The following is a 12021-nucleotide window of genomic DNA, read 5'->3' as shown; positions in this document are numbered from 1 at the left end:
AATTATTCCTCCTTCATCTTCTTTTGTTTCCATCTATTCCAAATTTCCAAAGCTGCATTGCTCCAGCTGACAACTTGAGAAATTTTTTCACGGTTTTGCTCTGCGGCTGATGTGACGGACTCTGAAACCTGCTGAATGGAGCTGTTAAACTGCCTGACCGATGTGCCGACTTCCTGAACGGCATCCACGACCGTATTCAGCTTCAAAGATTTTTCCTGAATATCATCAGCTAGCCGGTTCGTCTTATTCAGGAGCTCCGTTGTTTCAGCTGTGATGCCTTTCATTTGTCCTTCAACACCTTCCAGCGTTGCGGCAACATGATTGAGTGTGACTTGAAGCGATTTTAATGTTTTTGATAAATAGATAACCAGAATAAGAAAGCTGACAGCAATGAGTGCGGCGCTTAAATATAGAATAATAATCATCTTATCCTCCTCGAGCTAAGGTCTTACAATTGATGTATACCCAATTGTTTAAATCGTAAACCTTTATATTTACTTTTTCTACACGCACAGGAAAATTCCTTTAACAGAAACTCCCGGCTCCATATGTACAAAAAAGCAGCGGATTGACTCACACTGCCTTTTTCTCATTATGCTAATACATTTTCATATGCTTTTAAATACTTTTGAATGTCACCTGCGCCCATGAAAATTAACACTGCATTTTCATGCTCCTTTAAAATCGATGTGTCATTTTCATCGATCAGCTTCGCCTGCGGGATTTTCTCCTGCAAATCGCCGATCGTCAGCTTTCCTGCATTTTCCCGGGCAGATCCGAATATATCGCAAAGATATACGTAATCGGCTTTCTTGAGGCTTTCGGCAAACTCATTCAGGAACGACTGCGTACGCGTAAATGTATGCGGTTGAAATACTGCGACAATGTCCCGTTCCGGATACTTCTGTCTGGCTGCTTCAATCGTCACCGTGATTTCAGTCGGATGATGGGCATAATCGTCAATCAACACTTGGCTGCCGGCATGTTTTTCGTTAAATCTGCGTTTAACGCCGCCAAAGGTTTGCAATCCTTCTTTAATGATATCGACATCGACCTGTTCATAATGGCAGAGTGCAATAACGGCCAAAGCGTTCAGAACGTTATGGCTGCCGTATGCCGGTATATAGAAGGTATCGTAGAATGTGTTCCTGACGAAAACATCGAACGTTGTGCCCTCGGTATTTTTGATGACATTTCTCGCCTGAAAATCGTTTTCCTCGGCAAAGCCGTAGTATACGACTGGAACGTTCGCATGGATTTTCATCAAATATTCGTCGTCGCCGCATGCGATAATTCCCTTGTTCACCTGTAATGCCATCGTTTGAAATGCGTCAAATACATCATCGATATTCGCGAAATAATCGGGATGATCAAAATCAATATTTGTCATGATCGCATAATCAGGCTGATAGCTCAGAAAATGCCTTCTGTATTCACAGGCTTCAAGCACAAAGTACTCGCTGTTTTCGCAGCCTTTTCCAGTCCCGTCTCCAATCAGATAAGATGTCGGTTTTGCTTTCTGGATGACATGGGATAAAAGACCCGTCGTTGACGTTTTGCCATGTGCCCCTGTCACGGCAATACTCGTAAATTTCTTCAGATAGTCACCGAGGAATTTATGATACCGCACGACTTGCAGGCCTTCGGCTCGCGCTTTTTCAATTTCAGGATGGGTGTCGGGAAAAGCATTTCCGGCAATAACAATCATTCCCGGCTTGATATTTTCCGGATCAAACGGATATATCGGGATATTTCTCTCCTCTAAAGCGGTTTGTGTAAAAATGTACTTTTCGATATCCGATCCTTGGACATTATATCCATTATCATGGAGAATTTGGGCAAGCGGACTCATACCTGTCCCTTTTATTCCGACAAAATGATAAACAGTCATAATTGTACCTCCAACAAACGTCTATCTGCTTCCCAGTATATGACGCTTATTTCAATTTGCAACCTAAGCTCGGCCGCATCGTTTTCTTCAAAGTCATCATTATATTCAGTATCAGACATTTTCAAGAGTGAATAAACCTCCTGCGTAAAGGATTTTTTTGAACCCTTTCACGGAAGTGCTCTTAAAAACGGATTAAAACGCCGCTGCCGGCGCTTTAATATGCGGCGCTCTAAAAAAAACACGCCCATCTGCTATCATACCATGTTTAGCCGAAAAGTGAACTACTTTCTATTAACTGTTCCAGCTCGGCCTTTGTAATCAGGACTTCTCTCGGCTTACTTCCTTTCGCCTCAGAAATCATGCCTTCCCTTTCCATCATATCGATTAATCTGGCAGCTCTGTTATAGCCGATGCGAAAGCGTCGCTGCAGGCTTGAAGTGCTGGCGCTGTTTTGTTCCACGGCAAATTCGCACGCTTCCAGAAACAGTTCATCCTGATCAAATCCGGCCGGATTTTGTCTGACCAATTGTTCTTGTTCAAATAAATAGTTCGGCTCCTGCTGCCGTCTGACATGTGAAACGACACGGTCAATCTCCCGGTCGGAAACAAAGTTACCCTGCAGGCGGACCGGTTTGCCTGAACCGTTCTCCAGGAACAGCATATCCCCTTTTCCAAGCAGCTTTTCAGCTCCCGCCATATCGATAATCGTTCTTGAATCGACGGCGCTTGATACAGAAAACGCTATTCTTGTTGGTATATTGGCTTTAATCAAGCCGGTAATGACATCAACTGAAGGCCGCTGCGTCGCGATCAGAAGATGGATGCCGCACGCTCTTGCTTTTTGTGCGATTCGGCAGATGCTTTCTTCCACTTCATTCGGAGCGACCATCATTAAGTCGGCAAGTTCATCAATCACGACAACAAGATAAGGAAGTTTTTCACCCATGTTCTGTTCCCGGACTTTTTCATTAAATCGTTCAATTTCCCGAACACCGGAATGGGCAAATAATTCATAGCGCCGCTCCATTTCTTCGACAACCCATTTTAATGCAGCAGTTGCCGCTTTGGCATCTGTGATGACAGGACTGACGAGATGAGGAATTTTATTATACGGAGCAAGCTCCACCATCTTAGGATCGATAAGCAGAAGCTTGACATCCCTCGGCGCCGATTTGAACAGCAGACTGACTAAGATCGTGTTGATGCATACGCTTTTCCCTGATCCCGTAGCCCCGGCAATCAACCCGTGGGGCATTTTTTTCAGATCTGCCACGACGGGCTTTCCGGAAATGTCGAGTCCGAGGGCTGCGGTCAGAGGGGACGGATTCGTTCTGAATTCCGAACTTCTGATCATTTCGCGCAAATAAACCATTTTACTATGCAGATTCGGCACTTCAATTCCGATCGTATTTTTTCCCGGAATCGGCGCTTCGATCCGAATATCTTTCGCTGACAGGCTGAGTTTAATATCATCTGACAGATTTGTAATTTTGTTTACTTTCACTCCGGGTTCAGGATGCACCTCAAATCTTGTCACAGAAGGCCCCTGGGTGACATGAACGACATTTGCTTTGACATTGAAGTTCTCAAGCGTGACGTCCAACAGCTCGCGCTGCTCGTGTATCCAGGCCTGATCATCCTGCTTTTGCGCCGGAGGCACATCAAGCAAAGACATATTCGGGAACTGATATCCTTGAGGCGCTTTTTCTTTTTGTTTATCTGATGCAAGCATCATGACATTAAACGGAACAGAGCCTTTCTTCGATCCCGGAGCAGCTCCTGTTTCCCGTTTCCGCGGAGCCTCAGGCCGCCCCTCAACTGTCCCTGTACTCTCCCGGTCCTGTTCGCTGTTTTCGGGTTCACCCGCGCTTGACGCTGTCTCTTCCGGTTCCGGTGAAAATGATGCATGCTCATGTCTCCAGCCAGCCTGGCTGCTTCCGCTTGTTTCTTCACGAGCGTCAGCCGGCGTGTTGGAATCTGTCCGGTTTTTGTTATCGGAAGGACCATCGCTCTGGTCGGATACTTCAGAACTGCGGCCAGTGTACTGCTTTTCTGGAATTGAAGCTTCCGGGTCAGGCAGCATTTCGTCCGAGCCGTTAGTCTCCCCATGTTCTTCTACGATGGTTTCTGCATCCTCTGCAGTTTCCTTCTCTTCTCCGGTTTCCTCGATCTGATCCAAAAGCTTTTCGATTTGTTCCGGCGTTTGCTCGGCGGGAATTGCTTCTTCTTCCGTTATGTTCCATGATGCGGTGGCTGTCTCTTCTTCAGCTTCATACCGCAGCGCTTTCTCTTCGGCAAGCCCGCCGCCTTCTGTCATTCGCTCTTGGCGGATTTCCGTTTCTTCCGGAGTATGCGTTGAGACAGAGGTTTCCGTTCGTTCGGATTCATGCCGCAGCGCTTTCTCTTCGGCGAGCCCAGAATCTTCTGTCATTCGCTCTTGGCGGATTTCCGTTTCTTCCGGAGTATGTGTTGAGACAGGGGTTTCCGTTCGTTCGGATTCATACCGCAGCACTTTTTCTTCAGCGGCTTCGCCACCTTCTGTGATTTGCTCTCGGCGGAAATCCGTTTCCTCCGACATATGCGGGACATCTTCAAATTCGGCTCGCCATGTCGGATTGCGACTCTCGCTTTTAGTCAGCGGACGGCCGTTCTTTTCAGTTTGCAAGGAAGGTTCTTCTCGTACCGGCTGCTTATTTCCGGCAACCTTCTGCTCTTTTTCAATTTCTTCGTTAAACAGCGTGACACGCGCTTCCATTTGTTTGTTTGCACGATATGTATAATTTTCCGGTTTGGCTCTTTTCTGTTCATGAAAGCCGTAAACCGGTGACGGGATGACGGACGGCCTAAAGGGTTTTTTCGCCGCTTTCTCTTCATGATGATAGGAATTTCCGGGTTTCGGCTGAGAAGCTGTGTGCCGGCCTGCCGGGCGGCGGGTCCTTTGTTCGCGGCTGTCATCCTTTTCCCGCGGCCGCGAGTTTTGATCAGGTATAACCGGAAAGCGGAATTTCCCTTTTGGATATTCATATACGACTTTTGCGTCGGAAATTTGCGGCATTTCTTCTTCTTTCTCTATAAATGAATCCGCCTCAAACTCTTCTATGTGCTTTTTTTGTTTTTCATTATCTTCATCATCGCCTAAAAACAGGCTGAACATTTTATTAAACCAGCTCATGAATCATCACTCTCTAACTCCCTTAAATTTTTCGGGGACGGTTTTAAGTATACCACTGCTTCCCCACCCAGAAAAGGACAAGTCCTTCTCATGTGTCCGCCCTCCGAATAAAAAAGCCGCCAAGTTTGTCTACCCAGCGGCTTCTTTTTTACATCTATTCGAAAGTTTTGTTCATTTTATGCCGTTAAAATGTAAAAGCTTCTCCTGCTTTACGGCTGTCATCAAGGACAAGAATGCCTTTTTCCTTCGGCGCGTCTGGGAGGTTCAGTTCCTTGGCAGAACAAATCATACCGCTTGACGCCACTCCGCGAAGTTCCGCATCTTTAATAATCATACCGCTCGGCATCACGGCTCCAACTTTGGCTACGACGACTTTTTGGCCGGCTTCAACATTAGGAGCTCCGCAGACGATTTGCAGCGTCTCGCTCCCTGCATTCACTTTGCAGACACTCAGTTTATCGGCATTCGGATGCTTTTCTTTTTCTTCGACATATCCGACTACAAACTTCGGAGAAAGATCGACGGTCAGCTCATCTTTCAAACCGTTGCGGACCAGAATTTCATTCACATCCTGGACAAAGGATTCGGAAAGCGCAACAGCTCCGCTTTCCTCAATGCTTAAATATGAGGAGACATTAAAAATGTTATAGCCTCCTGTTTCCTTTGTGTCTTTATGAAAAATTTTCACGACGTCTCCGCAGCGCTCAAAAGCGATCTCTTCGCGCGGAATATCGTTCAATGAGATGAGCAGCGTATCGCCTACGCCTTCTGGATTATAAAATGCGTTCATGAGAAAAATTCCTTTCTATCATTTCTTTTTAGGGCGGTTTTTAGCCAGAATAAAGATCGGTTCAAGCTTTCCATCCTCATAAAGGAAAGAAAGCGCAGTGATCGGCACTGTTCCGTTTGCAAAAAAGCTCATCGACATTTGCCCGAGAATATCGTATCCAGCATTGTTGCGGATGTCGGCAATAATCAGCACATCCTGGTGCGGGATTGACACCGCCAGTGTCCCTTCCGCGCTTTTCTCATACTCTGCGAGAATCGATTCGTTCAACACCCTGCTGGCGTCATAGCCGTCATTTGCTCTGAAAAAGTAGAAGTGATTGCCGGCGACTGCGTCTTCTTTGACAACGGTTTGGAGCGAGCGAAGGTTAAAGGAAGCCGTTTCCCGAATCCTTTCCTTTGTCCAGCCCTCTTTTTCCAGCATTTTTTCGTCGATCAGCCGGTATGTGTTTCCAAGGTCGAGCGCGTAGTATATTCGTGTTTCAGCCGTGTGGCCGTCAAAAATCAAGGGAACGCCTGCGCTGGATTTCTCGGGAAAGGAAGTCGAGCGGATGACGGGATAGATGAGACTTTCCCGCCCTTCCATTTCCTGCGACTGGCCTTTCATGGCATTGAGTGCTTCCTCAGTATAATAGACGACTTCGTCAATCGCATCATCTTTTTTCTGCTCCCATTTGGCGATGATCCCCGGGAGTTCGAGTGTAATGCCTTTTCCTGTATTTTTATCCTCGATTCTCAAGGTGTCTTTTTCCCTATCGAAATGAAAGGACCAGTTGTCATTTTGCAAACGTTTTTTTAATATATCGGAAAGTTTCCTTGACGTCATTTTCATAGAGGAACTCTCCTTTCGGCTACTTATTCAGGGAATCTGTCAAAAATTGCTCGATTTCCTCTTTCGTTTTTCGGTCTTTGCTGACAAAGCGGCTGATTTCGTTTCCTTCTTTAAATACGAGGAAGCTCGGGATTCCGAAAATGTCCCACTCCGCGCACGTATCAATAAATTTGTCACGGTCAACATAATAGAATGTAAATTCCGGATAGTTCGCCTCAAGCTCGGGCAAAAACGGTTCTACAAAACGGCAGTCCGGGCACCAGTCAGCCGAAAACATCAACAAGGATAAATCGTCTTTCACAACTTTTTGCAGTTCTTCATTCGTCTCGATCGTTTTCATCACTCAACGCCTCCAATATATGTTCTTATCATCCATTCGGATCATACCAGACAACCGGCTCCATATCCAGCCTTTTGCTGTCCACCTGCTTTTTTAAAAGATGAACGATTCTTTATGTATCTTACCCGTTTTAAAAAGGGAAAATCTTAACGATCCGATCCTCTTTCATATCATAAGCATAATTTTTTTGCTTTATCAAGCCATTCTCGTTTAACATGGTAAGTAATAGGGTAAAAATATCCGTTAAGGCGCCTTGCGCCGTGATCCCATGACAGTCAGGAGGAGTATGTATGGAATTTATCGTTTATCTTGCCGGAGAAATACATAGCAATTGGCGTGAAGAAGTGAAGGAAAAAGCAAAATCGCTCAAGCTGCCGATCACGTTTGTCGGACCGATGGAAAATCACGACCGCTCCGACAACATCGGTGAAGAAATTATGGGCAAGCAGGCTGATTCGATCGCGAAAGATGATGCAGCCTCGGATTTGAATAATTTTCGAACTTCCGTTTTAATGAACAAAGCGGATGTGGTCATCGCTCTTTTCGGGGAAAAATACAAGCAATGGAACACGGCGATGGATGCTTCATACGCGATTGCCAAAGGCAAGCCGCTGATCATCATCCGTCCTGAGTCACTCCATCATCCGTTAAAAGAACTGTCAAACAAAGCGAACATTACCGTAGAAACTGTCAATCAGGCGATTAAATCGTTGTCGTACGTATTTGAAAGCCGGTAGCTGTATCATCAAAAAGAGACCCTGTGCGTAAAGCGGCACAGGGTCTCTTTGTTCAATCATTTCGCAAAATCGATTGTACGGCAGAACTGTCGCAAGCTTTGACAAGCTTGAGCAGCAATTCTTTTGCAGCAAGGTAGTCATCAACGTGGATAATGGAAGCAGATGTATGGATATATCTTGAACAAATGCCGATCACGGCCGAAGGAACGCCTTCATTTGAGATGTGAACACGACCGGCATCGGTTCCTCCAGGGGAAACAAAATATTGATACGGGATGTCATGAGTCTCTGCCGTATCCAGCACAAAATTTCTCATTTCGCTGTGCGTCACCATCGTCCGGTCGAAAATCCTTAACAACACCCCTTTGCCGAGCTGGCCAAATTGATTTTTGTCGCCGCTCGCATCGTTTGCCGGACTTGCGTCAAGCGCGAAAAACAAGTCAGGCTGTATCATATTGGCCGCAGTTTGCGCACCTCTTGTGCCGAGCTCTTCCTGAACGGTCGCGCCTGAGTAAAGCGTGTTCGGAAGTTCTGCTCCTTGCAGTTCTTTCAGCAACTCAATGCTGAGTCCGCAGCCGTAGCGGTTATCCCATGCTTTCGCCATGATCTTCTTTTCATTTGCCATCGGGGTAAACGGACAGATCGGCACGATTTGCTGGCCTGGTTTGACACCGATGCGTTCGGCATCTTCCCTGTCATCCGCACCAATATCAATCATCATGTTTTTGATATCCATTGGACGTCTCCTCTGCTCATCTGTTAAAAGATGAGGAGGCGTGCTCGCGATGACGCCGGGGATCGGCCCGTTGTCCGTATGGATTTCCACCCGCTGAGCCAATAAAACCTGGCTCCACCAGCCGCCCAGTGTTTGAAACCGAAGCAGTCCGTTGTCAGTGATTGATGTCACCATAAATCCCACTTCATCCATATGGCCGGCCACCATAATTTTCGGACTGTCTTCAGGTCCATGTTTAACGCCGAACACGCTTCCCAGTCTGTCCTGGAGGATCTCATCAGCATATTTTTCAAGCTCTTTTTTCATGAAACGGCGGACTAGATGTTCATTTCCCGGGGCGCCGGGGAGCTCCGTCAACGTTTGAAAAAGCGTTCTCATTTCCTGATTCATCTGTTTCCCTCTTTTCTTATGTATCTCTCTACATTTTACATAAGTGTGCGATGTGTTTCCAGAAGAGAGCCCATCCTTAACACGGACGGACATGTTCTGTATAATGAAAAAAACAAGCTTTGGAGGTGCTGAAAAGATGAAACTGCGCCATTTTCTTCTTGGGGCCGGCATCGGCATTGCCGCGGCCGTTGTTGTCAAACAATATGTCATGCAGCCTTACATTTCTTCTGAAAAAGCGCTGCGCATCGTCAAGTCCGCTTTTAAACAGAGAGGCCCGATCGACGGTTCATGGATATATACCGTTCCGGAAGCCTATACCGTAAACGGCGAAACCGTCATGGTGTACAAAACAGGCATTACACGTTCTGCTTTCGGAGAGCTTGAACAGTACGAAGTCATGGTTGATGCGAAGACAGGCATGATCGTAGATGTGATTGATACCGCAGCATAGCATCAAAAAAATGCGGCCTGAAATGGCCGCATTTTTTATATGGCGCGAATCGGCCGGTAGACCGGATGCCACATCGCATCCTGTACAGCTTGAATCACATCGCCCGGCTCATTTTCTGCAACTCCGTCTTTTATGGCTGCTTTAATGACAGCCGTTGCCACTGTTGCGGAAACCGTGCGCAAATCCTCAACCTCCGGAAGGAGCGCTGCGCCGGGCCGTCCGATGTCAACCATACCCGCGATCGCAGCTGCGCTGGCGTAAAACATGTTGTCCGTAATCAGCCTTGCTTTTGATACGAGCGTTCCGAGACCGAGACCGGGGAATACAAAGGCATTGTTCGCCTGGCCGATCGCATAACGGGTGCCGTTGTAATCGACAGGCGCAAACGGGCTTCCTGTGGCGACGAGCGCCCGCCCTTCCGTCCATTTGATCAAATCTTCTGGTCTTGCTTCAGATAACGGCGTCGGATTGGACATCGGAAATATAGCCGGCCGTTTCACATGCTTTGCCATTTCTTTTACGATTTCTTCTGTAAATGCGCCCGATACAGTAGAGGTTCCAATCAAAATGGTAGGCTGCACTTGTTTTACCACCTCAAGCAGATCGATTGTATCCCCCGGGCCGTTCCGGCTAAAGTCTTTGACCTCGTCGGCAGGCCGTGCATACGGCTTTTGAATGTCCTGCAAGTCGTTCATATCATCTGTCAGCAAACCGTTCCGGTCAACACACCAAAAACGGCGGTATGATTCCTCTTCCGACACCCCCTCTTGAACAAGAGCGGCGCGAATTTGCTCTGCGTTGCCGATCCCGGCCGTCCCCGCTCCGAATATGACCACTTTATGATCTTTTAGGGGCATTTTCGATATTTTGACGGCCGCAAGCACCGCTGCAAGGGTGACTGCTCCTGTGCCTTGAATGTCGTCGTTAAAGGTGCAAATTTTGTCTTTGTATTTTTTTAAAATCTGACGTGCATTTTGCGTTCCGAAATCTTCCCAATGCAGCAAAACGCCCGGAAACGTCTCGGTTGCGATTTGAACGTATTGATCAATAAACGATTCATAACGCTCGCCTCTGATTCTTGAATGCTGATTCCCGACATAAAGCGGATCATTGAGAAGCCTTTCCTGGTTCGTCCCCGCATCAATGACAACGGGAAGGACCTTGTTAGGATCGATGCCCGCAGCCGCAGTATAAACGGCAAGCTTTCCGATCGAAATGGCGATGCCTCCGACTCCCCAATCCCCGATTCCGAGAATCCCTTCAGCATCAGTGGCCACAATCAAATCGATCCGGCTTTTTTTAGCGGCCAGATTTTCAAATGCCGTTTTCATGCCTTCAGGGTCATTAACCGACAAAAACAGCCCCCGCGGCTTTCTGTATTCATGGCTGTATTGCTGGATTGCCGTTCCGACAGTCGGGGTATAAACAATCGGCAGCATTTCTGTCATATGGTCGTTCAGAAGCCTGTAGAACAGCACTTCATTTCGGTCATGAAGCGCCGTTAAATAGACGTTTTTGCTCAAGCCATCAGGTTGTGATTGGAACTGTTTATACGCCCGTTTTGCCTGTTCTTCAAGCGTCAGCACCTTGGGAGGAAGCAATCCTGTCAAGCCGAGAGCTTCCCTTTCCTCCGGAGGGAAGGCAACCCCTTTGTTCAGCAGGGGCGTTGCAAGGACTTCAAATCCTCTTAATTGCGTCTCGATCACTTGTTCATTCAGATTATTGTGGCTCACCCGTCGTCTTCCTTTCAAAAGTTAGTTATCCTTAGGATGGATAACTACAAAGCAAACCATTCACCAAAATAGCTTAGCGCCTTTCTCTCTTTACTGACTCTGCAATCTCGCCGTTTTCATCCCATTTTAATGCCCTATAAATGGCGTCATGGTAAAAAATGTACCAGGCGTTTTTCTCGGCGGCTTTCGCCTGCCATGCTTGCTTCGCCGCAATCGATGTCATCGGATAATCGTCGTACGCCAGCACCCAGAGAGGATTCTGATGGGCATGCGTCGGCATAATATCAGCCATATGAAGGGCCGTTTCGCCGGCATCCTCAAGAACGATCACGGAATGACCGTCGCTGTGGCCGCCTGTATGATGCATCGTAATTCCCGGCAAAACTTCGAGCTTCTCATCGAAGGTCCTCACTTGATGCTGAACTGCTTCCCAGTTTTCTTTCCAATATGTATTTTTGGAGCGGATATTCGGATTTCTCATCTCTTCCCATTCGATCGCAGACGTGTAAATCGCTGCATTCGGAAACACGGAAACAAGGCTTTCTCCCTCATATCGCGTCAATCCGCATGCATGGTCAAAATGGAGATGTGTCATCAGAACGGCGTTGATATCTTCCGTTGAGAGCCCGAGTGCTTTTAACGAGTCAGCAATTGACGATTCTTCGGTGACCCCGTAATTTCGTTTCTGCTTATCCGTCAGTTTGCCGCGTCCGATACCGGAATCGATCAGCAAATTTGTGCCGTCTTTCTGAACAAGTATAGGGTCTGTTCTCAGTTCGATCTGATTTTTCTCATTGACGTCATACTTTTTAGACCAAAGCGGCTTGGGCACAACGCCGAACATGGCGCCTCCGTCCATGTGTGTGACGCCTCCGTTCAGCCATGTCAGCTTGATTCGTCCGATTGTTAAAGTTTCCATGATCATCCCTCCTTCTCCTATCGTAGCAAAAAAC

General features: G+C 47.1%; 11 protein-coding genes. 2 read left to right on the top strand and 9 right to left on the bottom strand.

What is annotated here, in order from left to right:
- Positions 1-2: 2 nt before the first annotated feature.
- The 6 genes from M1E03_RS05945 to M1E03_RS05920 all read right to left on the bottom strand — a co-directional run bounded on the left by M1E03_RS05945 (position 3) and on the right by M1E03_RS05920 (position 7021).
- Complete coding sequence (locus tag M1E03_RS05945; RefSeq protein WP_020452609.1) at positions 3-425, bottom strand: DUF948 domain-containing protein; 423 nt, start codon at positions 423-425, stop codon at positions 3-5.
- A gap of 167 nt (positions 426-592) precedes the next feature.
- A complete protein-coding gene (murC, locus tag M1E03_RS05940; protein ID WP_023855512.1) occupies positions 593-1891 on the bottom strand; it encodes a UDP-N-acetylmuramate--L-alanine ligase in 1299 nt (432 codons plus the stop codon).
- Positions 1892-2156: 265 nt separating this feature from the next.
- Positions 2157-5063 (bottom strand): DNA translocase FtsK, encoded by a 2907-nt coding sequence (locus tag M1E03_RS05935; protein WP_105981148.1) that lies wholly within the window; start codon positions 5061-5063, stop codon positions 2157-2159.
- A 184-nt stretch (positions 5064-5247) separates the two neighbouring features.
- Complete coding sequence (gene ytpR, locus M1E03_RS05930; protein WP_020452612.1) at positions 5248-5853, bottom strand: YtpR family tRNA-binding protein; 606 nt, start codon at positions 5851-5853, stop codon at positions 5248-5250.
- An 18-nt stretch (positions 5854-5871) separates the two neighbouring features.
- On the bottom strand, positions 5872-6681 hold the full coding sequence (locus M1E03_RS05925) for a DUF1444 domain-containing protein (protein WP_020452613.1): 810 nt from the start codon (positions 6679-6681) through the stop codon (positions 5872-5874).
- A 19-nt stretch (positions 6682-6700) separates the two neighbouring features.
- Positions 6701-7021 (bottom strand): thioredoxin family protein, encoded by a 321-nt coding sequence (locus M1E03_RS05920; protein ID WP_003184462.1) that lies wholly within the window; start codon positions 7019-7021, stop codon positions 6701-6703.
- Positions 7022-7311: 290 nt separating this feature from the next.
- On the opposite strand from M1E03_RS05920, the gene M1E03_RS05915 reads away from it, so the two are divergent.
- Positions 7312-7758, top strand: a complete 447-nt coding sequence (locus M1E03_RS05915; RefSeq protein WP_020452614.1) for a YtoQ family protein — start codon at positions 7312-7314, stop codon at positions 7756-7758.
- A 52-nt stretch (positions 7759-7810) separates the two neighbouring features.
- Here the strand turns inward: M1E03_RS05915 and M1E03_RS05910 are convergent, their stop codons facing one another.
- Complete coding sequence (locus M1E03_RS05910) at positions 7811-8884, bottom strand: M42 family metallopeptidase (RefSeq protein ID WP_103750237.1); 1074 nt, start codon at positions 8882-8884, stop codon at positions 7811-7813.
- A gap of 136 nt (positions 8885-9020) precedes the next feature.
- Here M1E03_RS05910 and M1E03_RS05905 point away from each other — a divergent pair, with 136 nt between their 5' ends.
- The gene (locus M1E03_RS05905) at positions 9021-9335 is read left to right on the top strand and encodes a PepSY domain-containing protein (protein ID WP_020452616.1); all 315 of its coding nucleotides are present in this window, start codon (positions 9021-9023) and stop codon (positions 9333-9335) included.
- 35 nt (positions 9336-9370) lie between these two features.
- Here the strand turns inward: M1E03_RS05905 and M1E03_RS05900 are convergent, their stop codons facing one another.
- Both M1E03_RS05900 and M1E03_RS05895 read right to left on the bottom strand, forming a co-directional pair.
- Complete coding sequence (locus M1E03_RS05900; protein ID WP_458110719.1) at positions 9371-11068, bottom strand: NAD-dependent malic enzyme; 1698 nt, start codon at positions 11066-11068, stop codon at positions 9371-9373.
- Positions 11069-11141: 73 nt separating this feature from the next.
- Entirely contained in the window at positions 11142-11987 is an 846-nt protein-coding gene (locus tag M1E03_RS05895; protein ID WP_023855520.1) for a YtnP family quorum-quenching lactonase, read from the bottom strand.
- Positions 11988-12021 lie beyond the last annotated feature (34 nt).

It is taken from the genome of Bacillus sp. PK6-013 (assembly GCF_054161445.1).
The sequence above is the reverse complement of the archived record's forward strand: the minus strand, read 5'-3'. Positions and strand labels throughout refer to the sequence as shown.

Excerpts from the sequence above, each read along its gene's own strand:
- M1E03_RS05905 (WP_020452616.1), top strand. The coding sequence starts at position 9,021 with ATGAAACTGCGCCATTTTCTTCTTGGGGCCGGCATCGGCATTGCCGCG.
- M1E03_RS05910 (WP_103750237.1), bottom strand. The coding sequence starts at position 8,884 with ATGAATCAGGAAATGAGAACGCTTTTTCAAACGTTGACGGAGCTCCCC.
- M1E03_RS05935 (WP_105981148.1), bottom strand. The coding sequence starts at position 5,063 with ATGAGCTGGTTTAATAAAATGTTCAGCCTGTTTTTAGGCGATGATGAA.
- ytpR (WP_020452612.1), bottom strand. The coding sequence starts at position 5,853 with ATGAACGCATTTTATAATCCAGAAGGCGTAGGCGATACGCTGCTCATC.
- M1E03_RS05925 (WP_020452613.1), bottom strand. The coding sequence starts at position 6,681 with ATGAAAATGACGTCAAGGAAACTTTCCGATATATTAAAAAAACGTTTG.
- M1E03_RS05895 (WP_023855520.1), bottom strand. The coding sequence starts at position 11,987 with ATGGAAACTTTAACAATCGGACGAATCAAGCTGACATGGCTGAACGGA.
- M1E03_RS05945 (WP_020452609.1), bottom strand. The coding sequence starts at position 425 with ATGATTATTATTCTATATTTAAGCGCCGCACTCATTGCTGTCAGCTTT.
- M1E03_RS05915 (WP_020452614.1), top strand. The coding sequence starts at position 7,312 with ATGGAATTTATCGTTTATCTTGCCGGAGAAATACATAGCAATTGGCGT.
- M1E03_RS05920 (WP_003184462.1), bottom strand. The coding sequence starts at position 7,021 with ATGAAAACGATCGAGACGAATGAAGAACTGCAAAAAGTTGTGAAAGAC.
- murC (WP_023855512.1), bottom strand. The coding sequence starts at position 1,891 with ATGACTGTTTATCATTTTGTCGGAATAAAAGGGACAGGTATGAGTCCG.